Here is a 26,037-nt window from a genome sequence, read left to right as displayed (position 1 = left end):
TAAAGTCAAACTTAAATGTAATTCGCCCTACATTGAAGCAAAAAAACCGCAAAGCGACACATCTCAATTTCGTACAAACTGACGAAATTTTAGCATAGGGGCTATCAGCCATCAAAATGATATTATTTCTAAATGGAACAAGCCGCTAAAGAAACACTACCAATATCCCTAGAAGACGAAATGCGGCGGTCCTATTTGGACTACGCAATGAGCGTCATTGTCGGCAGAGCTCTGCCAGACGTACGTGACGGCCTCAAACCGGTTCATCGCCGGGTCTTATTCGCAATGTATGAATTAAACAACGATTGGAACCGTGCTTACAAAAAATCTGCCCGTATAGTTGGCGATGTGATCGGTAAATACCATCCACATGGCGATTCTGCGGTGTATGACACCATTGTTCGCATGGCCCAGGACTTCTCTCTGCGCTATATGCTAGTTGACGGGCAGGGTAACTTTGGCTCCGTAGACGGTGATAACGCTGCTGCGATGCGTTACACCGAGATCCGCCTTCGCAAGATTGCCCATGAGCTTTTGGCTGATTTGGACAAGGAAACCGTGGATTTCGGGCCAAATTACGACGGCAGCGAGAAAGAGCCCCTCATTCTTCCTGCAAAAGTGCCTAATTTGCTGATCAACGGCAGTTCTGGCATTGCCGTGGGTATGGCGACCAATATTCCTCCGCATAACCTAGATGAGGTAGTTACAGCCTGTTTACATGTATTGCACAATCCAGAATGCTCGATTGATGAGCTGATTGAGATTATTCCTGCCCCGGATTTCCCGACCGCCGGCATCATTTATGGTGTTCAAGGGGTTCGTGAGGGCTATCGCACTGGCCGTGGCCGTGTGGTGATGCGCGCCAAGACTCACTTTGAAGACCTCGACAAGGGCGCTCGTCAGGCCATCATCGTGGATGAGTTGCCATACCAAGTCAATAAAAAGAACTTGCTCGAGCGTATTGCTGAGTTGGTGAATGAGAAAAAAGTAGAAGGTATTTCTGATCTGCGCGATGAATCTGATAAGTCAGGTATGCGCGTCGTGATTGAGCTCAAGCGTGGTGAAGTGCCTGAAGTCGTTCTCAATAATTTGTACAAGAGCACTCAACTGCAAGATAACTTCGGTATGAACATGGTGGCTCTAGTAGATAACCAGCCGCGCCTGTTGAACCTGAAGCAAATGCTCGAGTACTTCTTGCAGCATCGCCGTGAAGTGGTTACACGTCGTACGATTTTTGAATTACGCAAAGCACGCGAGCGTGGCCATGTCTTAGAAGGCTTGGCTGTTGCCTTGGCAAATATTGATGAATTTATCGCCATCATTAAAGCTGCTGCAAACCCAGTAGTTGCTAAGCAAGAATTGATGAGTAAGGCTTGGGACTCTTCCATGGTGCGCGAGATGTTGGCGCGTGCCGAGACAGATACTCCAGGCGGTCGCAATGCGTATCGTCCTGAAGGTTTGTTGCCAGAGTACGGTATGCAAACTACCGGCCTCTATCGCTTGTCTGACAGCCAGGCGCAAGAAATTTTGCAGATGCGTTTACAACGCTTGACAGGCCTTGAGCAAGACAAGATTGTGAATGAGTACAAAGATGTCATGGCGGAGATTTCGGATTTGCTCGACTTACTTGCTAAGCCAGAGCGCGTCACTCAAGTCATTGAATCCGAGTTAAAAGAAGTTCAAGCGGAATTTGGTATTGCTGGTGGTGATTCTGGTCGTCGTTCATTTATTGAAATGAATGCCACCGAGCTGTTCACAGAAGACCTGATCACTCCGCAAGATATGGTGGTCACACTCTCGAACACTGGCTATATGAAGAGTCAGCCTCTCAGTGAATACCGTGCGCAAAAACGAGGTGGTCGTGGCAAACAAGCTGCAGCCACCAAGAATGAAGATTGGATTGAGACACTCTTCGTTGCCAATACGCATGACATCATTCTGTGCTTCTCCGATCGTGGCCGAATGTATTGGCTCAAAGTGTGGGAAGTTCCACAAGGAAGCCGTAACTCACGCGGCAAGCCAATCGTGAATATGTTCCCGCTGATTGAGGGCGAAAAGATCACCGTGATTCTCCCGATTAAGGGGTATCAAGACGATCATTATGTCTTCATGGCAACGAGCTTGGGTACAGTGAAGAAGACGCGTTTATCTGACTTCTCTAATCCACGTAAGGCCGGAATTATTGCTGTCGACTTAAATGAAAACGACTTCTTGGTTGGTGCAGCGATTACTGATGGTCAGCATGATGTGATGTTGTTCTCTGATGCTGGTAAAGCAGTGCGCTTTGATGAGAACGATGTGCGTCCAATGGGTCGTACTGCACGCGGTGTACGCGGTATGAACTTAGGTGAAGGTCATCAAGTCATTGCTATGTTAGTTGCCCCAGCCGAAGCTGCTGAAGGCGCTGAAGTGGCTGTCGTCGATGCGAATGGCCTCGTAATTCCGAGTAGCGTATTAACAGCAACAGAAAATGGTTTTGGTAAGCGCACTCCGATTGGTGAATACACCCGTCATGGTCGTGGCACTAAGGGCATGATTGCAATTCAGACAACTGAGCGAAACGGAAAAGTAGTTGCCGCTGCTTTGGTATCTCCAGAAGATCAAATTATGTTGATCACTACTGGCGGTATTTTGGTGCGCACTCGTGTCTCAGAGATTCGTGAGATGGGGCGCGCAACACAAGGCGTCACTTTGATTAATGTCGATGAAGGTACGCGTTTGTCTGGCTTGCAGCGTATTGCTGAAAGTGATTCTGATGATGAAAGTGATCTTGAAGATGGTGAAGACGGCGATCCAGCGCTGGATTCCAATCCTGATGAAACTGGTGATGCCTAATTGGCATTCATTTAAGGTTAATTAACTCATCATGACGTTTGACCGCCGCATTTTTAATTTCGCTGCGGGGCCTGCTACCTTGCCTGAAGAGGTATTAAGGCAGGCTGCTGCAGAGATGTTGAATTGGCAGGGCTTAGGTGCAAGTGTGATGGAAGTGAGTCATCGGGGCAAAGAGTTCATGGCCTTGTATGAGGAAGTGTTGCATGACTTACGTACCCTCATGGGCATTCCGGATTCTTATGAAATATTGATGCTTCAAGGTGGTGGATTAGGTCAGAATGCTGCCATCCCCATGAACCTGATGCCCTTAGCCAAGAATGGCCCAAAGGCAGATTTTTTGGTGACTGGTGTTTGGTCTGAAAAGTCATTTAAAGAGGCTGAAAAGTATGGTGTTGCTCACTTGGCCGCGTCCTCCGCAGCTGAACAATTTAATACGATTCCCGAAAGATCTTCTTGGCAACTATCGGATGATGCTGCTTACGTTCATTACTGTGCGAATGAAACCATTGGTGGCGTAGAGTTCCCAGATGTTCCTGATGTCAATGGCAAGCTATTGGTTGCCGATATTTCTAGCAACATCCTCTCTAGAGAAATCGATGTCACAAAGTGTGGTGTCTGGTTTGGTGGCGCACAAAAAAATATTGGCCCATCCGGCGTAACGATTGTGATCGTACGCAAGGACTTAATGGGGCACAGTATGAAAATTACACCATCGATTTGGGATTGGTCTAAACAAGCGGCAACTGACTCCATGCTCAATACGCCGCCTACTTTCTCGATTTATATGGCTGGACTAGGCTTTAAGTGGTTACTCAAGCAGGGCGGTGTAAAAGCGATTGAGAAGTGCAATCAAGAAAAAGCAGATTTGCTTTACAACTTTTTGGATCAAAGCAGTTTTTACGATAATCGCATTCCTAAAGAATATCGCTCTCGTATGAATGTCACTTTCTTCCTGAAGGATGAAAATTTAAACGCCCAGTTCCTCGAGCAATCTAATGCGTCAGGCTTAGTTGCCTTGCGCGGCCATAAGGCGGCAGGCGGTATGCGCGCCAGTATTTACAACGCCATGCCACTGGAGGGCGTCAAGACCTTGGTGGAATTCATGCGTGACTTTGAAAGGCGTGCCTAATGAGTTCCAAAGACCAGAGTACAGAAGAACAGCGACTGGCGCCAATCCGCGACAAAATCGATGAACTGGATGCGCAGATTTTAGATTTGTTATCACAGCGTGCAAAAGCTGCTCAAGAGGTCGGCCACATTAAAGGTGGGTTTTCATCACCAGTGTTTAGGCCGGAGCGTGAGCGTCAAGTTGTTGCGCGCTTACAGGAGCTCAGCAAGGGCCCGTTGTTGCCTGATGGTATTGCAGCAATTTGGCGTGAGGTGATGTCGGCTTGTCGTGCCCTAGAGGCTCGTCAGACGATTGCCTATCTTGGACCAGTAGGAACATTTTCAGAGCAAGCAGCTCAAACCTATTTTGGTCACTCGATTGCTGGTCTTCCTTGCAACAGTTTGGATGAAGTATTTAAGGTGGTAGAGAAGGGTGTGGCGCAGTTTGGTGTTGTACCAGTAGAAAATTCTAGTGAGGGTGCGATTTCAAGAACCCTAGACTTGCTTCTAGATTCACCGATGCGGATTAGCGGTGAAGTGGTGCTACCCATTCGTCACCATCTGCTAACTAAGAGCGGTAGTTTAGACGGCGTGACCACGGTTTGCGCTCACGCCCAAGCTTTAGCGCAATGTCAGCAATGGTTGAGTTTGCATGCTCCCCACTTAAAACGTCAGGCAGTGAGTAGTAATGCAGAGGCTGCTCGTATGGTTGCTAATGATCCGACTTTAGCGGCGATTGCTGGAGACCCTGCACAAGAAGCTTATGGATTGCAGGCAGTAGCTGCACAGATTCAGGATGATCCTCATAACCGTACCCGTTTTGTAGTGGTCGGGACTTATGAGTGTCAGCCTACCGGCAAAGATCAAACATCTCTGGTGCTATCAGTAGATAACCAACCAGGTGCTGTGCATCGTTTATTAGAGCCCTTGGCTAAGCATGGCGTTTCCATGAATCGCTTTGAATCTCGCCCTGCTCGCAAGGGAACTTGGGAGTACCACTTCTATATTGATGTAGCGGGGCATGCTGAAGATACAAAAGTAGCCAAAGCCCTGGAAGAGTTAAAAACGACAGCTGCTTTTTATAAAAACCTCGGCTCATATCCTCATTCAGCATGACATCAAAATCTAATATCGGTTTAAAGCATATTCATGCGATAGCACCCTATGTTGGCGGGCGACCTATCAGTGAGGTTGCGCGTGAATACGGCCTTGATGAAAACAAGATCGTGAAGTTGGCTTCCAATGAAAATCCATTGGGTATGCCAAAGTCGGCGCAAGATGCCATGCTGAAGGCTGCGAGTGACTTAGGTCGCTATCCAGACTCTAATGGTTTTGAATTAAAGGCTGTTTTGTCAGCGCGCTTAGGTGTTCCAGCGGATTGGATTACTTTAGGTAATGGTAGTAACGACATTTTGGAGTTAGCTGCACGTGCAGTGGCTCAAGCTAGCGATGAAGTGATTTTCTCTAAACATGCCTTTGCGGTTTATCCATTGGCGACACAAGCTGTTGGCGCTAAGGCGATTGAGGTGGCTGCAACTGCAATGTATGGTCATGACCTGCCTGCCATGCTGCAAGCAGTTAAAGCCTCAGGTGATAAAGCGAAGTTGGTGTTTGTGGCTAATCCCAATAATCCGACTGGCAGTTACCTCAGCGCTAAAGAGATCGAAGATTTCTTAATGGCTGTGCCTGCTCATGTGGTGGTCGTGCTGGATGAGGCTTATAACGAGTACCTTGCCCTAGAGCAGCGCTATGACGCTATTGCTTGGGTCAAGCGCTTCCCAAATATGATCTTGTCGCGTAGCTTCTCTAAAGCGTATGGTTTGGCAGGCTTACGAATCGGATATGGTGTCGCTCAACCTGCCTTGACAGATCTACTCAATCGAATTCGGCAACCATTTAACGTCAATAGTCTTGCGCAGGCAGCTGCGATCGCAGCATTTCAAGATTCTGCTTTCTTGCAGAAAGGCTTTGAATTGAATCGCGCTGGTTTAGTTCAACTGACACAAGCATTTGATGCAATTGGCTTAACCTATCTTCCGTCAGCTGGAAACTTTGTGCTGGTGAGAGTGGGCGAGGATGATGGTGCTGGTACTCGTATTAATTTAGAGTTGCTTAAGCGTGGCATTATTGTTCGCCCAGTTGGTAATTATGGTTTGCCACAGTGGTTACGGATCTCTATCGGCTTACCTGAAGAGAATGCGGCTTTTATTTCTGCCCTACAAGATATTTTGGCGCAGCAATAATTCAACGTCAATCAGATAAATTTTATAAGTCAATGGCCATCATTAATCCATCCAGTAATTACGGTACCGTTGCGATTGTTGGTGTTGGTCTAATTGGTGCTTCCTTAGGCCTAGCATTAAAAAAAGCGGGCGTGGTCAATCAGGTCTTGGGTGTCGGCCGTAGCGCCCCGAATCTAGATCAAGCTCTCAAGATGGGTGCTATAGATGCTGCAGTGGATCTGGCTGAGGCGACTAAGCAGGCCGATGTGATTGTGTTGTGTATGCCAGTGGCGCAGATGCGTGCAGCCTTTGAAGCCATCGAACCTCATCTCGAACCCAGAACAATGATTACAGATGCGGGCAGTACTAAGGGTGATGTGATTTTGGCTGCCAAAGAAGTCTTGGGTAAAAAAGCTTGCCAGTTTGTACCAGCTCATCCGATTGCAGGTGGTGCGCAACATGGTGCTGGCGCTGCAAAAGCAGATTTATTTGAAGGTAAGCAAACCATTCTTTGCCCCCTGCAAGAAAACTCTCCACAAGATACAGATTTAATCGAAGGCTTTTGGCAGTCAGTTGGCTCTGTTGTTAAAAAGATTTCTTGTGTTCAGCATGATGCGATCTATGCAGCAGTCTCCCATTTGCCACATCTGTTGTCTTATGCATTAATGGCCAGTGTTGTGAACTCAGAGGATGCCGATCAAAAGCTTGGTCATGTGGGCGCAGGCTTTAAAGATTTCACACGTATTGCAGCTTCGAGCCCAGAGATGTGGCGTGATATTTGCTTGGGTAATCGCACCGCAGTTCTCAAGGAGCTTGACCAATATTTGCTCATCGTGAACCACATGCGTAAATTGATTGCTGAGAATGATGGTTCAGGCTTAGAGAAGTTATTCAAGAAGGCCAGCAAAGCACGCCAAGACTTGGATGTACTTTGATGAGTGGGTTACCAGATATTCAAGTTGGGCCCTTCAAAAGAGCGCAAGGCTCGATTATCTTGCCGGGATCTAAGAGTATTTCTAATCGCGCTTTGTTATTGGCTGCCCTGTCCTCAGGCACAACCACCCTCAAAAATTTACTGGATGCTGACGATACCCAGGTGATGCGTAATGCACTTCGTCAATTGGGTCTATCGGTAACTGACCATGCTGACAAAGTCTGTGTGGTTGAAGGTTGCAGTGGGAAGTTCCCGATACAAAATGCAGATCTTTTTATGGGTAATGCAGGTACGGCAATTCGTCCGCTAACAGCAGCTCTTGCAATGCAGGGCGGTAACTACCGCTTGTCTGGTGTGCCTCGTATGCATGAAAGGCCAATTCGAGATTTAGTGGATGGTCTGCGCCAAGTGGGCGCAAAGATTGACTATGAATTACAAGAAGGTTATCCGCCGATCAAGATTCTTGCTGCTGATATTGAAATTCAAGATGTAGTGAAGGTACGCGGCGATGTCTCTAGCCAATTCCTGACAGCCTTGTTGATGGCTTTGCCTTTAGTTGCAAAACAGCCAGTTCGGATCGAAGTGATTGGTGAGTTGATTTCTCGTCCTTATATCGATATCACGCTCAAGCTCATGGCGCGTTTTGGTGTCAAAGTAGCTTGTCCTGATGCACAGTCTTTTGTAATTCCTGCAAAGACTTCTGATGCGGTTTATCAAAGCCCTGGCGCCCTATCGGTTGAGGGTGACGCATCTTCTGCTTCTTACTTCTTGGCGCTTGGCGCGATTGGTGGTGGACCAGTGCGTGTCTTGGGTGTTGGTAGTCAAAGTATTCAGGGTGATGTGGCTTTTGCTGATGCACTCGCATTAATGGGTGCAAAGATTTCTTTTGGGGAAGATTGGATTGAAGTTACTGGCGTTCAGAATACGAATGGCAAGCTCAATGGCATTACGATCGATTGCACAGAAATTCCGGATGCGGCGATGACTTTGGCAGTTGCAGCTTTATTTGCTGAAGGCCCTACGCGTTTGAACAATATTGCGAGCTGGCGTGTGAAGGAAACGGATCGTATTGCAGCAATGACTAAGGAATTAACAAAAGTGGGCGCCATTGTCGAAGAGGGCGCTGATTACATCGTAGTCCAAGCGCCATCGTCTGCTTCTGACTGGAAGTCTTCCGCTGAAGGTATCGATACTTATGATGACCATCGTATGGCCATGTGCTTCTCATTAGCCGCTTTTGGCCCTAATGCGCTCAAGATCAATGATCCCAACTGTGTTGCTAAAACCTTCCCCACTTACTTTGCTGAGTTCGCAAAGATCGTCTCCTAGAAATCGCTTTTGATGAATTTGCCTCCAGTGATTGCTATAGATGGGCCAACCGCTTCCGGTAAAGGGACGGTGGCTTCTTTGGTGGCGGAAAAGTTGGGCTTTCATTACCTGGACAGTGGTGCACTCTACCGGCTTGTCGCTTTGGGGAGTCAAAAAGCATCCATTGATCCTCAAAATGGCCCAGAACTGGGTATTTTGGCTAAAAAACTGGTGATTTCCTTCAAAAATGGCCAAATTCTGCTCAATTCGGAAGATGTGACGGATGCTATTCGCACAGAAAGTGTTGGTTTACGAGCCTCCGCAATTGCGGTTCATCCAGAGGTCAGGCAGGCTTTAGTGGCTGTTCAACATGGCTTTAGGCTTGCTCCGGGCTTAGTTGCTGATGGTCGCGACATGGCAAGCGTGATATTTCCCGATGCTGTTTTGAAGATTTTCCTCACGGCGACTGCTGAAGCTAGAGCTGAACGACGGTATAAGCAATTGATAGCTAAGGGAATTTCTGTTAAACTAGAGGACTTGTTGCACGATTTGCAAGAGCGCGATGCTAGAGACAGTAGTCGAGGTGCCGCTCCTTTGTTAGTCGCAGACGGCGCCGAAGTGCTAGAAACATCGGAATTATCGATAGATCAAGCAGTTAAGACGGTTTTAGATTGGTATCAATCAAAAACAGCTTAATTTTAGGTGAGCAGTAAATAGCAATAGAAGTTGTTTTGGCGTCTTAAGAAACTCTACAACGCGATTATCTAATTTAGCGTGTTTCTTGGGGCTTTTTTAACCTAACCCGTCAGGTCTTCTGGCGGCACAAAGTGAATATATAAATGTCTGAATCATTTGCAGAACTATTTGAAGAATCATTAACCCGATCGAATATGAAGACCGGCCAAGTTATTTCGGCTGAAGTACTTCGCATCGACCATAACTTCGTCGTTGTTAACGCTGGATTGAAATCCGAAGCGTTTATTCCTGTTGAAGAATTCCATAACGACGCTGGAGAGATTGAAGTAGCTCCTGGCGATTTCGTTTCTGTTGCTATTGACGCTCTGGAGAACGGCTATGGCGACACAATCCTTTCCCGTGACAAAGCGAAACGCTTGGCATCATGGATGAACTTGGAGAAAGCGCTTGAGCAAGCTGAGATCGTTACTGGTACTGTTACCGGTAAGGTCAAAGGTGGCTTGACAGTCATGGTGAACGGTATCCGTGCATTCTTGCCTGGATCACTCGTTGATACACGCCCAATCAAAGACACCAGCCCTTACGAAGGTAAGACGATGGAGTTCAAGGTTATCAAGCTTGACCGTAAGCGTAATAACGTAGTGTTGTCACGTCGTGCAGTTGTTGAAGCTAGCCAAGGTGAAGAGCGCGCGAAGTTGATGTCTAACCTCAAAGAAGGTAGCGTTGTTCAAGGTATCGTTAAGAACATCACTGACTACGGCGCGTTCGTGGACCTCGGTGGTATCGACGGACTCTTGCACATTACCGATTTGGCATGGCGTCGTGTGCGTCACCCAAGCGAGATGTTGACTGTTGGTCAAGAAGTTACCGCAAAGATTTTGAAGTTTGATCAAGAGAAGAACCGTGTTTCACTCGGCGTGAAGCAGCTTGGTGATGATCCATGGGTTGGTATCGCTCGTCGTTACCCACCAAACACCCGTTTATTCGGTAAGGTAACCAACCTGACTGATTACGGCGCGTTCGTAGAAATCGAATCTGGTATCGAAGGTTTGGTACACGTTTCTGAAATGGACTGGACCAACAAGAACGTTGCTCCAAGCAAAGCTACTGCATTAGGAACCGAAGTTGAAGTCATGGTTCTGGATATTGATGAAGACAAGCGTCGTATCAGCTTGGGCATCAAGCAGTGCAAAGCAAATCCATGGGAAGAGTTCTCACGTGGCCAACAAAAAGGCGACAAGTTGACTGGCGCAATCAAGTCGATTACTGACTTTGGCGTGTTCATTGGCTTGCCTGGTGGTATTGACGGTTTGGTTCACCTTTCGGACATTTCTTGGAATGAGCCTGGCGAAGAAGCTGTTAAGAAATACAAAAAAGGCGATGAAGTTGAAGCTACTGTATTGGCTATTGATGTTGAGAAAGAGCGTATCTCTCTCGGTATCAAGCAATTGTCTGGTGACCCATTCAATAACTACACATCCGTAAGTGACAAGGGTAGCCTTGTAACTGGTACTGTGAAGGCTGTTGATGCTAAGGGTGCAACGATTCACTTGGCTGATGAAGTTGAAGCTTACTTACGTGCTTCTGAGATCTCAACAGATCGCGTTGAAGATGCACGCAATGTATTGAAAGAAGGCGATAGCGTAACTGCAATGATCATTAATATTGATCGCAAGTCACGTGCAATCAATCTTTCAATCAAAGCTAAAGACAGCTCTGACCAACAAGATGCTATGAGCAAGCTCCAAGGTGATGCGCAGTCTGGCACAACCAACTTGGGCGCCTTGTTAAAAGCAAAAATGGACAATCAAGGCTAAATCAATATCGCCGCTTTCCATAAGGAGGGCGGCGGTTTTTTTATTGATAGATATGTCAGATCAAGAGCAACAAGCAATTACTCGTTCCGAGCTCGTGGAGAGTTTGGCGGAGCAGTTTCCCCAGCTGCTACCAAGAGATGTAGAGTTGGCTGTAAAAACTTTGCTAGACACGATGACTCACGCTTTGGCCGAAGGCAAGCGGATTGAGTTGCGCGGTGTTGGTAGCTTTGTTTTGCATCATCGGCCTGCACGCACTGGTCGTAACCCAAAATCTGGTGAGAAGGTATTGATCCCAGAAAAGCGTGTACCCCATTTCAAGCCAGGTAAAGAATTACGTGAGCGTGTTGATTACAAGCCTCTGAAGCAGGTGAGCCCTAAAGAGGGTTCTGGTGCCTAGTCACATAGCGCATATCCAGTGGTCCATTCGGACCATTTTTTTATTTAAGTTCTGCACAGCATGATTCAGATTGCAACCTCCTGGCTGTTGTTAATACCAGTCATGTTTGGCATTGGTTGGTTGGCTAGTCGCTGGGATCTGCGTCTTGAGAATCGCATGGATGAGCGTGAGCGCATGCGTCAGCAACGTTCAACTTTTAAAGGTTTAAGTCTTTTATTAAATGAGCAGCCAGATCAGGCAATTGAGACATTAGTCAAGATCGCTCAGCTTGATCCTGAAACAATCGATCTTCACTTTGCTTTAGGTAATTTATTTCGACGCCGTGGCGAAACTGAGCGTGCGATTCGAATTCACCAACACTTGGCTAATCGCGATGACTTAAAGCCACGTGATCGAGATCATGCTGCCTATGAATTAGGTCGTGATTTTCTGCGTGCTGGTTTATTAGACCGTGCTGAAGCGTCATTAAATCGGGTGGGTGAAGGCAAGTTTGCAGCGCCCGCAAAAGAGAGTCTGCTCGAGATGTATCAAATTGAGCGGGACTGGAAAAAAGCCATTATTGCTGCAAGCGAGCTCGAGGCCTTACAAGGCAAGTCACATCACACCGAGATCGCACAGTTTCATTGTGAGCTTGGTCAAGAAGCATTGCGTCGCAAAGATTTGCCGGCAGTTGAGCAGTCTGTTCAGTTGGCATTACAAGCAGTTCCGCATCACGCACGTGCACTCATTTTGCAAGGTGATTATTTAATAGCCATGGATCGCCCAGCTCAGGCAATTGATGTATGGGCTGTAATTGCGAAGACTCATCCTGCTTATATGCATTTGCTTGCAGATCGCTGGATGGCTGCGCACACAGCGTTGGATAAGGCAGATTTAGGTTTGAGTGCGCTTTGTGAGTTGCTGAAAACTCAAGCCTCTGGTGAGTTACTCGACATTGTGCAAAAGCATATGACCCAAATTCGTGGGGCGCAAGCTGCTGAGGTCATGCTAGTTGAGGTGATGCAGCATTCACCAAGTTTGAGTGCTCTCGCGAAATTGGCGGAAACACGTTTAGCATTAGCCCAGAGCAATGGCACGCCAGAGCGAGTTTCTGATCTACAGGCAACATTGAGTTTACTGAAGCAGCGTACAACTAGTCTGGCTCGCTATACCTGTGGTAACTGTGGTTTCCGTGCGAGACGTTTTTACTGGCAGTGTCCAGGTTGTAATTATTGGGAGGCATACTCCCCAAGACGTAGCGAGGGAGCTGTTCCTAGCGGCCCTTCAATGTAGTCTGATTTGCAATGAATAACCTAATACTGAATTACTGGGAGATATTTTGAAAGTCACCATCATCGGCAGCGGTTACGTTGGTCTTGTTACAGGCGCTTGCTTAGCAGAGCAGGGCAATAACGTTTTTTGTGTTGACGTCGACCCTAAAAAGATTGAGATTCTCAATTCTGGTGGTGTGCCTATTTACGAACCTGGCTTAAAAGAGATGATTGAGCGCAATCGCGCTGCGGGCCGTTTACAGTTCTCTACCGATATTGCAGCCTCTGTCGATCATGGCGACATTCAATTTATTGCGGTAGGTACCCCTCCAGATGAAGATGGTTCAGCTGATCTGCAATACGTTGTAGCAGCTGCTCGCAATATTGGTCGCCATATGACCACTTCTAAAGTGATTGTTGATAAATCGACTGTGCCAGTGGGCACTGCTGATAAAGTTGGAGCTGCGATTACTGAAGAGCTCCAAAAAAGGGGTCTCTCACCAGAGCTGTGCTCCGTAGTCTCCAATCCAGAGTTCCTTAAAGAGGGCGCTGCTGTAGAAGACTTTATGCGGCCTGATCGCATTGTGATTGGAACGCAAAGTACCCCAGCAGGCCTGAGAGCTAAAGAGCAGATGCGCAAACTCTATGCCCCATTTAATCGCCATCATGAGCGCACTTATTACATGGATGTGAAGAGTGCTGAGCTGACCAAATATGCAGCTAATGCGATGTTGGCTACCCGCATCTCCTTCATGAATGAGTTAGCTAATCTAGCTGATTTGGTAGGGGCTGATATTGAAGCCGTGCGCCAAGGGATTGGTTCAGACTCCCGCATTGGTTATGGCTTTTTATACTCCGGTACAGGCTACGGCGGCTCTTGCTTTCCCAAGGATGTTTCAGCCTTGTCTAAAACTGCTATTGAGCATGGACGTGATCTGAAGATTCTGGATGCTGTAGAGGCAGTCAACGAAGCCCAAAAATACATTTTGGTAGAGAAGATTGAAAAACGTTTTGGTGCTGACCTTAAAGGTAAAAAGTTTGCCATGTGGGGCTTGGCTTTTAAACCCAATACCGACGATATGCGCGAGGCACCTAGTCGAGTCATCATTCAGGAGTTGGTCAAGCGCGGCGCCCAAGTGGTGGCCCATGATCCAGTAGCGATGCCAGAAACTAAGCACTGTCTTGAAGTAGACTTCAAGGGCAATCCAGAAGGTCTCAAGCAAGTGACCTTGGTGGATGATCCAATGGCAGCAACCCAAGACGCCGATGCCCTTGTAATCGTGACCGAGTGGAAGGCCTTCCGTAGCCCGGATTTTGAGCTTCTCAAAGCCAAACTCAAGAACCCCATCATCTTTGATGGTCGTAATCTGTATGAGCCGCAAGCTATGCAAGAATTAGGCATTGAGTACCGAGGTATTGGTCGTCATAATTAATGAGAAGTAAATAAGAATTCCTTAGATAGATTAGAGAGATTAGTTACATCGTGGAAAAAGCTAACCGAGAACAGTTTTCTAAAGCCCGCTTATTGGTAGTGGGCGATGTCATGCTGGATCGCTATTGGTTTGGTGATACGAATCGGATTTCTCCTGAGGCGCCAGTACCCGTTGTTCAAGTAGGCAAGATTGACGAGCGTTTGGGTGGTGCTGCCAACGTTGCTCGTAACGTTGCAGCTCTTGGCGCAAAGACAACGATTTTAGGTGTGATTGGTAATGATGAGCCAGGACATCGCGTTACCGAGTTGCTGAAATCGAGTGGTGTTGATAGTCAATTAGAGATCGACAGCAAAGTGCCAACCACTGTGAAGTTACGAGTCATTGCAAGACAACAGCAATTGATACGTTTGGACTTTGAAGAGGCTCCTAGTGAGTTAGCACTGGCTCAAAAATTAGAGCGCTATGAAAAGCTCGTAGGCGATGCTGATGTGGTGATTTTGTCTGACTACGGCAAGGGTGCATTAGGTCAAGTCACTTTAATGATTGAGCAGGCTCGTGCTCAAAAGAAAACGATTCTCGTTGACCCTAAAGGTGATGACTACGCTAAATATCGTGGCGCCACTGTACTTACTCCAAACCGTAGCGAACTCCGCCAAGTCGTGGGTCAATGGACCAGTGAAGAGGATCTTACAAAGAGAGCGCAAGATCTCAGAAAATCTTTAAACCTAGAGGCCCTTCTTCTGACGCGCTCCGAGGAGGGAATGAGTTTATTTACTGAGGCAGGTGTGAGCCATGTGAAGGCGCAGGCACGCGAAGTGTTTGATGTATCAGGTGCGGGCGATACCGTGATAGGAACGCTGGCAGTAGCATTGGCAGCTGGCTGGCCGCTTGAAAGAGCGATGGCTTTGGCTAATCGTGCGGGTGGTATTGTGGTGGGCAAATTGGGCACTGCCACCGTTACTTCAGAGGAATTGCAATGACGATTATTGTAACCGGCGCCGCTGGGTTTATTGGCGCGAATATTGTTCAAGCGCTAAATGTACGTGGTGAGAAAAACATTATTGCGGTCGATGATTTACGTCCCGCTGATAAGTATCGCAATCTTGCGGATTTAGACATCATTGATTACCTTGATAAAGATGAGTTTCTAGGGGCATTTAGAAGTGGTCGCTTTGGTAAGGTGAGAGCAGTCTTTCATGAAGGGGCTTGCTCGGATACGATGGAGACTGATGGCATCTTCATGATGGCAAATAATTTCCGTTACACCATGGATTTACTCGATATTTGTACAGAACAAAAAGTGCAGTTGCTCTATGCCTCTTCAGCAGCAACCTATGGTGGTTCTGATGTGTTTGTGGAGAGTCGTGAGCACGAGAAGCCATTGAATATTTATGGCTACTCAAAATTCCTATTTGATCAAGTGATGCGTAAGCGCTTTATTGAAAAAGCCAATACAGCGCAAGTAGTTGGCTTTCGATATTTCAATGTCTACGGTCCACGTGAATCACATAAAGGTCGTATGGCTTCAGTGGCATTCCATCAGTACCATCAATACAAATTAAATGGCAAAGTTAAGCTCTTTGGTGAGTATGGTGGCTATGGTGCTGGTGAGCAAAGTCGTGACTTTGTATCAGTGGAAGACGTTGTGAAGGTGAATCTCTATTTCTTAGATCATCCAGAAATCAGTGGCATCTTCAACCTTGGTAGTGGCCGCGCACAGCCATTCAATGATGTTGCTCATGCAGTAGCCAATGCCATGCGCAAAATCGATCATGCCAATTCTGCTAGTCTAGAAGAGTTGGTCAAAGAAAAGGCAATTGAGTACATTCCATTTCCGGAGGCGCTCAAAGGTAAGTATCAGTGCTTCACGCAAGCGGATTTAACCAAGCTGCGTGCTGCTGGATACGCAGAGCCCTTCCTGAATGTGGAGCAGGGCGTCAGTCGTTATATTGCCTGGTTATCAGCTAATGCGGATTTCTTAGCAAGTCCACTTTAGGTTATAGATCGGCACCCATTCCTGGGAGCTGATTTCCGCATACATAGGAGTGCTCCTATGTTGATTGACTAGTGCATATCTAGTTTTGAGTTAGTATATTCCTTATAAAAAATAGGGGAATTTCTATGCGCAAGCTCTCGCTACTTCAATCACTATTGCTGTGCTGCAGCTTATTGATAATGTCGAATTCTTCATTTGCTGCTCCCAATAAAGATGAAGTAGACGTTGAGAGTATGAAGGCGCCGCCAAGAGATGTGAAAGACATTCTACAGATATTGAGTCAGACTCGACAGGATCAGGCGTTGATAGACAAGGCGAAAAAAATACTAGCTAAATCTCCGCCATCGTCGAATGACTCTAGCGCTCTAAATCACTACTACTATCAGCGTGCTGTTGCTGAAAATATCTTAGAAAACTCCAAAGAAGCTGTAGAGAATTTTAAAAAGGCAGCAATTGATCATCCTAGTTTCGATATTGCAATGCAGATAGATGAAAGAATGCAGTATGCCCAACAGGAGGCATTAAGGGGCAACTTAGTACTTGCCAAAAAAATAGCTGAAGAAACAAAAGCAATCATTCCCAATAATCTTGGTGGCTGGAAGATTAGTACCGGACAAACTATTGTCAATATATGTTTACGTATAGGGGATTTTGAGTGCGCCAATAAAGCCTTAGCCATCCTTGAAAATGATTACTCTAATCTAATTAGCGTAGCTAGAAATCCAAACTTTATATATAAAACCAACTGGCAATTGGGTTATGAGCGGGCTCGTGGCAGAGTATTTATGTCGGAGGGTAAATTTATTGAAGCTGAGAGGAGTATCAGAACTGCTCTGAGCTTAAATAAAACAATTCTTGATAACGTCAAAGATAGTAATAAGGATGCCTTAGATAATGAGGTCAGAGTATTGCAGGATATTTCTAGTACGCCTAGATATGCCTATGGTCAAAGAGTTGGTTTATATAACCAACTAGCAAATGCTTTTCTAGGTCAGCGACGTTTAATTGATGCTGAATATTGGGCGAGAGAGTCGGTTGTACTGGCGATTAATCGCGAGGGGGTGAATTCTGCAAGCACTTGTTTTGCATTATTAACCTTGTCAAAAATTATTAGCGAGCAAGGGCGTCAGGCTGAGGCGGTAATGTTATCTCAGGCAGCTCTCAAGGTGGCAATACAATCAACAAATTATTCTGCATCTCCATTAATTGCGGCAGCAAGAAAAGCTTTAGGCACATCATTAGCTGCAGATGGTAAATATGTACAGGCAGATAAGATGTTCAATGAAATGGTAGATGGTATTAAGAGCGATCCTGAGCTTGCCTCTAGTTATCAATCTGGCGATCTTGATTGGGCTATTGCTTTGGTTAAAACAGGTAAAGCATCACAGGCTGTCACAATGACTGCAGATATGCTCTCCAAGGCGGGCGCTCGAATGGAAAAGAGCTCGCCACGTCTTGCGGCAATCAGAGCATTTAATGCATCTGCGCTTCAAGTGTCAGGACAAGGTTCTCAAGCGCTATCTGAGTTCAAGCAATCTATTCCGATTCTGATTGATCAGGCGCGAAATGATTCGGAAAATTCCACCGCAACAATACGGCAAACCCAAAGAATGATCTTTGTTTTAGAGGAGTATTTAGCCTCTCTTGCCCAGCAAGCAAAAACAGATTCATCGGGAGCGGCTGCTGCTGAAGCCTTCCAAATTGCTGATCTTGCACGTGGGAGCGGTGTACAGCGTGCCCTTACTTCAAGTGCAGCGCGCGCTACTATTTCCGATCCGCAATTAGCGTCTTTAGCTCGCCGTGAACAAGATTTGCAGCAACGCATCAATACTTTGACGGAGCTCTTGACTGGTTTATTATCAGCCCCGCCTGCGCAACAACTCCCTGCCGCTCAAGCTAAGATTCGAGCTGACATCACCACCTTTAAATCTCAGCGTGAAGATTTGAAAAAAGAGATTGAGAAGAAGTTTCCGGACTATGCTGAGTTAGTTGAGCCAAAACCAGCTTCTGTAGAGCGAACTCAAAAAGCGTTAAAGTCTGATGAAGTTTTGGTCTCATGGTATTTCACAGATAACGTGGGTTATGTTTGGGCAATTAGCAAAGATAAGCCGGTACAGTTTTTTCAGCTTGCTGTTGGCCGTGCCCAAATTTCAAAAGCAGTAACGCAACTACGTAAGTCTTTAGATCCAGGCGTTGCTACGATCGATGAGATTCCGCCGTTTGATGTGGCGTTAGCGAATCAACTTTATCAACAAGTTCTTGCCCCAGTACAGAGTGCATTTATTGGCAAAAAGGTAATGTTGACCGTACCACATGCAGAACTTGGCCAATTGCCCTTATCCTTACTGGTTACCAAGCCAACATCTCAACCTGCCAAAGGTGGTGCCACACCGTTTAGTGGGTATAAGACTGTTCCTTGGTTAACGCGGGATATTGCCGTTGCCCAGATCCCGTCTGTTACAGCTTTAACAGCCTTACGTGCTTTACCTGCTGGAAACCCAAATCGTAAAAACTTTATTGGTTTTGGCGACCCTTACTTTAGTAGTGAACAAGAAAAGTCTGCGCAAAAGCAAGTAAAGGCTACTCAACTTGCTACTAGAGGTATTCCACTGTCTTTGCGTAGTGCGCCTAAGACCTCTGGAGTGAGTTCAGCAGAGCTGGCATTACTGCCCCGCTTGCCAGATACCAGTCTTGAGTTAGAAGAAATTGGTAAGGCCATTGGTGCTGGAGATGGCGATATTTTCTTGCATAAACAAGCTTCGGTTAAGCAGGTGATGTCTACTGATCTGTCCAATCGTAAGGTGGTGATGTTTGCCACCCATGGTTTAGTGCCAGGTGAGCTTAATGGCTTAACCCAGCCAGCGCTCGCTTTATCTTCTCCAGAAGTCACCGGTGATAAAGATGATGGCCTACTCACCATGGATAAGGTGCTGACCTTAAAGCTCGATGCCGACTGGGTAGTACTCTCTGCTTGTAATACTGCGGCAGGAGATGGCGCTGGTTCTGAAGCAGTCTCAGGCTTAGGTAGGGCCTTTTTCTTTGCCGGTGCAAAAGCCCTCTTAGTTTCTAACTGGCCAGTTGATTCTGCGGCATCTAGAACCATGATGACCGATCTATTTAAGAATCAGCAAAAAGCTCAAGATACTAGTAAAGCCGAGCTACTTCGTCAGGCAATGCTCAATCAAGTCGACCAAGGCGGGATGAGGGAGGGCAACACGATAAAATACTCTTATGCGCACCCCTTATTTTGGGCTCCGTTTGTAGTGGTTGGTGATTGATTTAATATCTACTAATCGCAATTAAATAACCCTTATTTTGGAATGATGATGAAGCTTACTCAAATCCTATTTTTTACTAGTCTCATGGTTACCACCTCATTAGTCAGTGCGGCACCTTTAATTAGCGCCAAAGAAGCTGCTTTGCCAGCGGCATCTGGAGCATTAGCTACCCGTGGGATTTCTCGAGGCCCATCAGTGAAGCTAGTTTCTCCGGAGGCTGATGCTCCAGTTAGCTCACCACTTGATTTCAAGGTCAACTTTGAAGCGCGCGGTGAAGGCAAGATTGATCCATCTTCAGTCAAGGTTGTTTATATGAAATCCCCCTTTGTGGATTTAACGCCAAGATTAAAAAATTCTATTAGCGCATCTGGTATTGATTTTTCAAAAGCAGATGTACCTTCCGGCTCTCACACAATCCGCGTGACAGCGAAAGATACTGATGGTCGAGAAACAAATACTGTTTTCACTCTAGTCGTTAAATGATGAATTGCCCATACTGCCTCTCTGAAGTTGCTGAAGAGGCATCGGTCTGCAAGGTCTGTACTCGTGATCTTTATTTGTTCAAGCCCATGATGGCTAAGATGGCGGAGCTTGAAAAGCGCCTTGAAGAGATTCCGAATCAAGATGCCTATGAGCATCGTATTGCAGAATTGCAATTATTGTTAGATGAACAAGTGCAACAACAGGTTGAGCCAAGAGGTCTTGCTTTATCCATATTGGACATTGTCATATACATCGGCATTCCTCTCGCACTCCTACTGGCTGCACATGGATTGATCTCAATTGTTTACGACACTAAGCCCCTGTACTTAAGATTGATCTCGATCATCCTGCCTTTACCTTTTGGATACTTCTTATTTAAAAGTACTACTCGCAAATTATTTCCTTGGTTTATGGGGGTAGTATTTTTAGCTATTGCTTCTGTCATTGGTATGAGCTGGATGACTTCTATAGTGGATGGGTCTCCAATTTGGCCTCAAAATATATTTGAATGGCGGGAAGTTTTGGAGTATTCCGCAAGTATCGCCTTTAGTTTCTTAACGGGGATGCTTCTCGGTGGGGTCGCTTACGCGAGCAAACAAAGACATTTACGAAAAGCATCAATCAATCCCTTTCTTAAAGCGGTCGTTACAGGCCTGGGTGAGGGGCAAATTTCGCCATCGAATTTGCATGGCCTGATGAAAAAGTTACAGGAATACGGTGGAACTATTGTTGCGCTTGGGACCACTGCTGTGTCTATTTATACCGGCCTAAAGGGCATCATTGGTTGAGTAAGTATTTCCTGATTTAGTTGTCCTCCACGTAATTTGGTCAACAGTCATCAGCCTCATTCGTTATATCTAATCCACTTGCACTTTGTATAGGTGGATTTTTTATTAACTGATGGAGATTGAATGAATCAATTATTAAAGTCTTTAGTGTTTTCAGTATTTGTAGCTGTCTCAAGTTTAGCTGCTGCCTCACCAATCAATGTCAATACCGCAACCCAGTCTGAATTAGAAAGTATTAAAGGAATTGGGCCTTCTAGGGCAAAAACAATCATTGCCGAACGTTTAGATGGCGGGCATTTTCAGGATGCCAATGACCTGCAAAAACGGGTTCGAGGCATTGGTATGAAATCTGTGGAAAAGATGGTGGATAACGGCTTAACTATCGAGGCGCCAAGTTCTTTTCGTGAACCTCATGGCCGCACCAATAAAGAGGGCTCCAAGACTAGCAGACGTGGCTCACGCGGTCAAAGTGGTTCTCGCCATCCTACGGATCGTACGGAACCAAGTCGCCGAAATTAAGCCCTTTTACGTCTAGCCTAGCTTATGGCTAAAATGGTTTCATGAACACACCTTCTTACTTAACTATTTCACAGACCGTGGGTAATACACCCCTGGTTCGTTTGCAACGCATTCCGGGTGCTGAAAACGATTCCAAAAATAATCTGATCTTAGGAAAGTTGGAGGGTAATAATCCAGCAGGGTCGGTAAAAGACCGACCTGCGCTGTCGATGATCCTACGCGCACAAGAGCGCGGCGAAATTAAGCCTGGTGATACTCTGATTGAGGCTACTAGCGGTAACACTGGTATTGCTTTAGCGATGACTGCTGCGATGTTGGGCTACAAGATGGTTTTAGTGATGCCTGAGAACCAGAGTATTGAGCGTCGTCAAAGTATGGCCGCCTATGGAGCAGAACTCATTCTGACAGCAGCTTCTGGGGGTATGGAATTTGCTCGTGACTATGCATCACAATTGCAGAAGGAGGGTCGTGGAAGATTGTTGGATCAATTCGCTAATCCAGATAATCCACGTGCTCACATCGAGACGACCGGCCCAGAGATCTGGCGCGATACCAATGGCCAGGTGACGCACTTTGTCTCATCGATGGGCACTACTGGAACTATTACTGGAGTCTCTACTTATTTAAAAACCATGAATCCCAATATCCAGATTATTGGCGCTCAACCGGAAGAGGGTTCACAGATTCCAGGTATTCGTAAATGGGCTCCAGAGTACCTGCCTAAGATTTACCAGGGCGATAGAGTTGATCGCATTGAGTATGTTAGCCAAGCGGATGCTGAAGAAATGGCGCGTCGTCTTGCAGCTGAAGAGGGCATCTTCTGCGGCATTTCTGCTGGCGGCGCTTTAGTGGTTGCCTTGCGAATCGCTCGCCAGGTTGAGAATGCAACAATTGTTTTTATTGTTTGCGACCGTGGTGACCGCTATCTATCTACTGGCGTTTTTCCGGCGTAAGACATTCAAACTTCAGCATTAGGTTTGCTTCTGCTTTTTCTTGTTAGCAGACTTCTTGGATTTGGATTTGGACGGTCCAACTGACTTTGTTTCCGATTGCGCTTTCGATGTAGTGATGGTGGCTATACTTTGGTTTTTGTATCCCAGTGCTTCCGCAAACTCTGCAACACTTTGTGCATAAAAGTAACTGCGGTTGTATTGCACAATCGTCAGAAAGTTATTTAAGCCAACTACATAGCGCACCTGATCATTGCCATCTTTATCGGGGTAAGGAAGGTCAACAATGAGAGCCTTGCTTTGTAACTCAACACCACCAGACTGAAGATCGCCTTGCTCATTTGTTAGAATGCCGTTTTTGATGAGTTCTTGAATCGTGTATTTCAGTTGAGGCTCACCATCAGCTAGGAGTCTTGCTTCGCTGATCGCCGCTTCTTGTACGGGGAAGTAAATCGGCATTCCAGGCTGCCAGCCATGCCTCATCATGAAATTAGCTACACTAGCAATAGCATCTTTCGGGCTTTTTTTGAGGTCAACATGTCCGTCTCCATCACCATCTACTGCAAAGCTGCGAATACTGCTTGGCATGAACTGGGGCAAGCCAATGGCGCCTGCATAAGAGCTATTCTGATTTAAACAAGCATTAAAGCGAGTTTGACTTAATCCTTGCTTGCTATTTTTGGCAGGCAAACTGCCGCCGCCCTCAGTCCAGCACATGAGGATGAGTTCTTGAAGTTGATCTTTAAAGAGTTGCTCTCTGCTCGCTTTATTGGGGGTATCTGGATAGTTGAAGGCTAGCGTAGAAAGTACATCCTTGACTCGAAAATTTCCAGTTTGACGTCCATAGATAGTTTCAATTCCAATAATTGAGACGATGACCTCGGCTGGTACCCCTGATTCTTGCTCAGTTTTACTGAGGAATGCCTGGTTTTGCTCCCAAAAAGCCTTGCCAGCTTTTAGGCGAACTGGCTCAATAAAGCGATTGCGATAGGCTACCCAATTCCTTTTAAAGTTACCCGATGGGGGTAACACCAATTTTCGAATGGAGGGAATCGTTTTAGCATCTGAGAAGCCTGATTCAAGGCTTGCCTGAGGGATTCCCTGAGTTTGAGCAATTTGAGTAATTAATTGGTTGAGGTTTTGGTTGAACCGGTCTTCTGCCGCAGCATCCTCGGACTGGTTTACGATAGTCTCTGTAGGGTTAATTTGCTGGACACTAGTACTGGAACAGGCGCTAAGTAGTAGCGCTATTAATAGTGTTGAAGCAAGGTAGGAGACGCGAAAATTCATGGATATGAGGATGGGTTTTTGAAAAGTTGGCAGGTTTAATTAGATTATAAAAACTACAGTTTTGCTATTGAGGATTTCTAGTAATGACAACAGGATACATAACTCATCCCGATTTTCTAAAACATGAGATGGGTAGCCATCATCCCGAGTGCCCGGAGCGTATTCAGGCAATTAATGATCAGCTCATTCGGAGTGGTATCGATCGCTTTCTACAGCATCTAGATGCCCCCTTGGCAACTGAAGAGCAACTAGAGTTAGTTCATAGCCCAGATCACATTGCGTTTGTAAAAGAGCGTTCACCAGCGAGCGGTTACTTTATGCTCGACGGTGACACCATTATGAACCCTCATACTTGGAGTGCTGCGTTACGTGCAGCTGGCGCTGCTATTGCGGGTGTTGATGCGGTAATGAAGGGTGAAGTTGAAAATGTGTTTTGTGCGGTTCGCCCCCCGGGTCACCATGCTGAGCCAACCCGCTCAATGGGATTTTGTGTCTTTGATAACGTTGCCGTAGCAGCGCGATATGCGATGGAGACATATGACATCGAACGGGTGGCTATCATCGATTTTGACGTTCATCACGGCAATGGGACTGAAGCAGCATTTTTTAATGACCCTAATGTACTCATGTGTAGTTTCTTTCAACATCCGTTTTATCCCTATAGTGGATTAGACAGAGCAAGCAATATGGTGAATGTTCCCTTGCCAGCCTCTACGCGGGGAGATGTGGTGCGCTCGATTGTCGAAGAACAATGGTTGCCACGTCTACGGGATTTTGAGCCTGAGCTCATCATCATTTCTGCAGGTTTTGATGCTCATCGTGAAGATGACTTGGGTCAGATGGGTTTGGTAGAAGATGACTACGCTTGGATTACTAAGCAGTTAAAAGGTGTTGCCAACCAATATGCTCAGGGTCGTATCGTCAGCTGCCTGGAGGGTGGTTACAACCTCTCTGCTTTGGGTCGTAGCGTGGTGGCGCACGTCAAAGCACTTGCTGATATTTAATTGAAGTCAGATTCCAGAAATCTAGAAACAAAGAAGATCAATATCCAAGGAACGTATGGCTAATATTTTTGAGCAGGGTTTAGAACGTAACCCTGCAAACTTCACTCCGATTACCCCGTTATTATTTCTGGAGAGATCTGCTGAAGTCTACCCAGATCGCTTGGCGGTGATTCATGGCAAGCTTCGTCAGACTTGGGCTCAAACTTATGAGCGTTGCCGTCGCTTAGCAAGCGCCTTGCAAAAGCATGGGATTGGCCTAGGTGATACGGTAGCTGTCATGTTGCCCAATACGCCGCCGATGGTTGAGGCGCATTTCGGAATTCCGATGTCTGGGGCAGTATTGAATGCCTTAAATACCCGCCTTGATCCCGAGTCAATTGCTTTTATGCTCAATCATGGTGAAGCAAAAGTCGTGATCGTAGATCCCGAGTTTTCGGGAGTGATGAAAAAAGCCCTTGAGATAGCTAAGAAAGAAAGTGGTCGCGAGTTTCTGGTAATTGATGTCGAGGAAAAAGAGTTTGATGTCTTAGGTGAAAAGCTCGGCAAACTCACTTATGAAAAGTTCTTATCTGAGGGCGATCCCCAATTCGCTTGGCAAGTCCCTGCAGATGAATGGCAAGCCATTTGCTTAAACTACACCTCAGGCACTACTGGCAATCCAAAGGGGGTGGTGTATCACCATCGCGGCGCAGCGATCAACGCTATCTCGAATATTTTGGACTGGGATATCAGCAAGCATCCCACCTATCTCTGGACGCTCCCGATGTTCCATTGCAATGGCTGGTGCTTTCCATGGACGGTAGCGGCACGCGCTGGCATTAATGTTTGCCTACGTCGCGTGGATGCGCAACATATATTTGCTGCTATTAAAGATCATGGTGTCACTCATTACTGCGCTGCTCCAATTGTGCACAACCTTCTAGTCAACGCCCCTGACGAATTAAAGGAGGGTGTGCCGGTAGGCGTAAAAGGCTTAATTGCAGGCGCTGCACCTCCTGCATCCATCATTGAGGGAATGGAACAACTGGGCTTTGACCTAACGCATGTCTATGGATTAACGGAGACCTACGGACCAGCAGCGGTATGTGTCAAGCAAGATGAATGGAATGACCTTGATATTGGTGAGAGGGCTCGCCTCAATGCGCGACAAGGTGTTCGGTATCACCTGCAGCAGGCGATTGCCGTTCTTGATCCCGAAACTCTCGAGCCCGTTCCTGCTGATGGCGAAACGATGGGTGAGATTATGTTTAAGGGCAATATTGCCATGAAGGGCTACCTTAAAAATGAGAAGGCAAGTAAAGAGGCTTTTGAGGGTGGTTGGTTTCATTCGGGTGATCTGGCAGTGATAAACCCCGATGGCTATGTGAAGATGAAGGACCGTAGCAAAGATATTATTATTTCTGGTGGCGAAAATATCTCCTCTGTGGAAGTTGAAGATGTTCTTTATCGCCACCCAGCTGTCATGGCTGCTGCAGTAGTCGCGAAGCCAGACCCTAAGTGGGGGGAAACACCTTGCGCCTTTCTGGAAATTAAGCCGGGAATACAAGTTACGCCTGCTGAAATCATTGCCCATTGCAAGCAGCATCTAGCTGGTTTTAAGGTGCCAAGAGCCATTGTGTTCTGTGAACTACCCAAGACCTCTACCGGCAAGATCCAGAAGTTTGAACTTCGCAAGCAGGCGGGCTCTGCTTCAGCAATCGACGTCTAGCCCCAGATATCGCTGGGCGGAT

At 46.5% G+C, this 26,037-nt stretch carries 20 protein-coding genes and 1 pseudogene; 20 read left to right on the top strand and 1 reads right to left on the bottom strand.

Features of this window, described 5'->3' with window-relative positions; translation table 11 throughout:
* The first annotated feature begins 132 nt into the window (after positions 1-132).
* The 18 genes and pseudogenes from gyrA to cysM all read left to right on the top strand — a co-directional run bounded on the left by gyrA (position 133) and on the right by cysM (position 22,016).
* Positions 133-2,835 (top strand): DNA gyrase subunit A, encoded by a 2,703-nt coding sequence (gene gyrA, locus FD967_RS08130; protein ID WP_215325505.1) that lies wholly within the window; start codon positions 133-135, stop codon positions 2,833-2,835.
* Positions 2,836-2,866: 31 nt separating this feature from the next.
* Positions 2,867-3,964 (top strand): 3-phosphoserine/phosphohydroxythreonine transaminase, encoded by a 1,098-nt coding sequence (gene serC, locus FD967_RS08125; RefSeq protein ID WP_215325504.1) that lies wholly within the window; start codon positions 2,867-2,869, stop codon positions 3,962-3,964.
* Positions 3,964-5,058, top strand: coding sequence for a prephenate dehydratase (pheA, locus tag FD967_RS08120; RefSeq protein ID WP_215325502.1), 1,095 nt, complete (start codon positions 3,964-3,966; stop codon positions 5,056-5,058). Before serC ends, pheA begins: the two co-directional genes overlap by 1 nt.
* Positions 5,055-6,185 carry a histidinol-phosphate transaminase gene (hisC, locus tag FD967_RS08115; protein ID WP_215325501.1) on the top strand — a complete coding sequence of 377 codons (1,131 nt, stop codon included), beginning with the start codon at positions 5,055-5,057 and terminating at the stop codon, positions 6,183-6,185. Before pheA ends, hisC begins: the two co-directional genes overlap by 4 nt.
* A gap of 32 nt (positions 6,186-6,217) precedes the next feature.
* Entirely contained in the window at positions 6,218-7,099 is an 882-nt protein-coding gene (locus FD967_RS08110; protein ID WP_215325500.1) for a prephenate dehydrogenase/arogenate dehydrogenase family protein, read from the top strand.
* Positions 7,099-8,427, top strand: a complete 1,329-nt coding sequence (aroA, locus tag FD967_RS08105) for a 3-phosphoshikimate 1-carboxyvinyltransferase (RefSeq protein WP_215325499.1) — start codon at positions 7,099-7,101, stop codon at positions 8,425-8,427. The genes FD967_RS08110 and aroA overlap by 1 nt, the downstream gene beginning before the upstream one ends.
* A 12-nt stretch (positions 8,428-8,439) precedes the next feature.
* On the top strand, positions 8,440-9,102 hold the full coding sequence (gene cmk, locus FD967_RS08100; RefSeq protein WP_215325498.1) for a (d)CMP kinase: 663 nt from the start codon (positions 8,440-8,442) through the stop codon (positions 9,100-9,102).
* 143 nt (positions 9,103-9,245) lie between these two features.
* Positions 9,246-10,919, top strand: coding sequence for a 30S ribosomal protein S1 (gene rpsA, locus FD967_RS08095; protein WP_215304875.1), 1,674 nt, complete (start codon positions 9,246-9,248; stop codon positions 10,917-10,919).
* A gap of 52 nt (positions 10,920-10,971) precedes the next feature.
* Positions 10,972-11,268, top strand: a pseudogene (locus FD967_RS08090) (integration host factor subunit beta); the annotation flags it as partial.
* Positions 11,269-11,376: 108 nt separating this feature from the next.
* On the top strand, positions 11,377-12,588 hold the full coding sequence (gene lapB, locus FD967_RS08085; RefSeq protein ID WP_215325497.1) for a lipopolysaccharide assembly protein LapB: 1,212 nt from the start codon (positions 11,377-11,379) through the stop codon (positions 12,586-12,588).
* A gap of 46 nt (positions 12,589-12,634) precedes the next feature.
* Positions 12,635-13,999, top strand: a complete 1,365-nt coding sequence (locus tag FD967_RS08080; protein WP_215325496.1) for a UDP-glucose/GDP-mannose dehydrogenase family protein — start codon at positions 12,635-12,637, stop codon at positions 13,997-13,999.
* A gap of 50 nt (positions 14,000-14,049) precedes the next feature.
* The gene (gene rfaE1, locus FD967_RS08075; RefSeq protein WP_215325495.1) at positions 14,050-14,979 is read left to right on the top strand and encodes a D-glycero-beta-D-manno-heptose-7-phosphate kinase; all 930 of its coding nucleotides are present in this window, start codon (positions 14,050-14,052) and stop codon (positions 14,977-14,979) included.
* On the top strand, positions 14,976-15,995 hold the full coding sequence (rfaD, locus tag FD967_RS08070; protein WP_215325494.1) for an ADP-glyceromanno-heptose 6-epimerase: 1,020 nt from the start codon (positions 14,976-14,978) through the stop codon (positions 15,993-15,995). Before rfaE1 ends, rfaD begins: the two co-directional genes overlap by 4 nt.
* 179 nt (positions 15,996-16,174) lie before the next feature.
* Entirely contained in the window at positions 16,175-19,273 is a 3,099-nt protein-coding gene (locus FD967_RS08065; protein WP_215325493.1) for a CHAT domain-containing tetratricopeptide repeat protein, read from the top strand.
* A gap of 48 nt (positions 19,274-19,321) precedes the next feature.
* Entirely contained in the window at positions 19,322-19,756 is a 435-nt protein-coding gene (locus tag FD967_RS08060; RefSeq protein ID WP_215325492.1) for a hypothetical protein, read from the top strand.
* Entirely contained in the window at positions 19,753-20,544 is a 792-nt protein-coding gene (locus FD967_RS08055) for a hypothetical protein (RefSeq protein WP_215325491.1), read from the top strand. Before FD967_RS08060 ends, FD967_RS08055 begins: the two co-directional genes overlap by 4 nt.
* A 123-nt stretch (positions 20,545-20,667) precedes the next feature.
* Complete coding sequence (locus FD967_RS08050; RefSeq protein ID WP_215325490.1) at positions 20,668-21,063, top strand: helix-hairpin-helix domain-containing protein; 396 nt, start codon at positions 20,668-20,670, stop codon at positions 21,061-21,063.
* Positions 21,064-21,104: 41 nt separating this feature from the next.
* Positions 21,105-22,016, top strand: coding sequence for a cysteine synthase CysM (cysM, locus tag FD967_RS08045; protein WP_215325488.1), 912 nt, complete (start codon positions 21,105-21,107; stop codon positions 22,014-22,016).
* 18 nt (positions 22,017-22,034) lie between these two features.
* Here cysM and mltB read toward each other — a convergent pair whose 3' ends face one another.
* On the bottom strand, positions 22,035-23,303 hold the full coding sequence (mltB, locus tag FD967_RS08040; RefSeq protein WP_215325486.1) for a lytic murein transglycosylase B: 1,269 nt from the start codon (positions 23,301-23,303) through the stop codon (positions 22,035-22,037).
* Between the two features lie 83 nt (positions 23,304-23,386).
* Between mltB and FD967_RS08035 the strand changes: the two genes are divergently transcribed.
* Positions 23,387-24,307 (top strand): histone deacetylase family protein, encoded by a 921-nt coding sequence (locus FD967_RS08035; protein ID WP_215325485.1) that lies wholly within the window; start codon positions 23,387-23,389, stop codon positions 24,305-24,307.
* A gap of 55 nt (positions 24,308-24,362) precedes the next feature.
* Positions 24,363-26,015, top strand: coding sequence for an acyl-CoA synthetase (locus FD967_RS08030; protein ID WP_215325484.1), 1,653 nt, complete (start codon positions 24,363-24,365; stop codon positions 26,013-26,015).
* The last annotated feature ends 22 nt before the right edge of the window (positions 26,016-26,037 follow it).

It is taken from the genome of Polynucleobacter sp. JS-Mosq-20-D10 (assembly GCF_018687755.1).
In the GTDB taxonomy this organism is placed as follows: domain Bacteria; phylum Pseudomonadota; class Gammaproteobacteria; order Burkholderiales; family Burkholderiaceae; genus Polynucleobacter.
This window is presented reverse-complemented; position numbering and strand designations above follow the sequence as displayed.

Bases quoted from the DNA above. Each gene is read 5' to 3' on its own strand.
- FD967_RS08030 (WP_215325484.1), top strand. From the start codon at position 24,363: ATGGCTAATATTTTTGAGCAGGGTTTAGAACGTAACCCTGCAAACTTC.
- FD967_RS08055 (WP_215325491.1), top strand. From the start codon at position 19,753: ATGATGAATTGCCCATACTGCCTCTCTGAAGTTGCTGAAGAGGCATCG.
- rpsA (WP_215304875.1), top strand. From the start codon at position 9,246: ATGTCTGAATCATTTGCAGAACTATTTGAAGAATCATTAACCCGATCG.
- FD967_RS08065 (WP_215325493.1), top strand. From the start codon at position 16,175: ATGTCGAATTCTTCATTTGCTGCTCCCAATAAAGATGAAGTAGACGTT.
- serC (WP_215325504.1), top strand. From the start codon at position 2,867: ATGACGTTTGACCGCCGCATTTTTAATTTCGCTGCGGGGCCTGCTACC.
- mltB (WP_215325486.1), bottom strand. From the start codon at position 23,303: ATGAATTTTCGCGTCTCCTACCTTGCTTCAACACTATTAATAGCGCTA.
- hisC (WP_215325501.1), top strand. From the start codon at position 5,055: ATGACATCAAAATCTAATATCGGTTTAAAGCATATTCATGCGATAGCA.
- lapB (WP_215325497.1), top strand. From the start codon at position 11,377: ATGATTCAGATTGCAACCTCCTGGCTGTTGTTAATACCAGTCATGTTT.
- FD967_RS08050 (WP_215325490.1), top strand. From the start codon at position 20,668: ATGAATCAATTATTAAAGTCTTTAGTGTTTTCAGTATTTGTAGCTGTC.
- FD967_RS08110 (WP_215325500.1), top strand. From the start codon at position 6,218: ATGGCCATCATTAATCCATCCAGTAATTACGGTACCGTTGCGATTGTT.
- rfaD (WP_215325494.1), top strand. From the start codon at position 14,976: ATGACGATTATTGTAACCGGCGCCGCTGGGTTTATTGGCGCGAATATT.
- cmk (WP_215325498.1), top strand. From the start codon at position 8,440: ATGAATTTGCCTCCAGTGATTGCTATAGATGGGCCAACCGCTTCCGGT.
- cysM (WP_215325488.1), top strand. From the start codon at position 21,105: ATGAACACACCTTCTTACTTAACTATTTCACAGACCGTGGGTAATACA.
- aroA (WP_215325499.1), top strand. From the start codon at position 7,099: ATGAGTGGGTTACCAGATATTCAAGTTGGGCCCTTCAAAAGAGCGCAA.
- FD967_RS08060 (WP_215325492.1), top strand. From the start codon at position 19,322: ATGAAGCTTACTCAAATCCTATTTTTTACTAGTCTCATGGTTACCACC.
- pheA (WP_215325502.1), top strand. From the start codon at position 3,964: ATGAGTTCCAAAGACCAGAGTACAGAAGAACAGCGACTGGCGCCAATC.
- FD967_RS08035 (WP_215325485.1), top strand. From the start codon at position 23,387: ATGACAACAGGATACATAACTCATCCCGATTTTCTAAAACATGAGATG.
- gyrA (WP_215325505.1), top strand. From the start codon at position 133: ATGGAACAAGCCGCTAAAGAAACACTACCAATATCCCTAGAAGACGAA.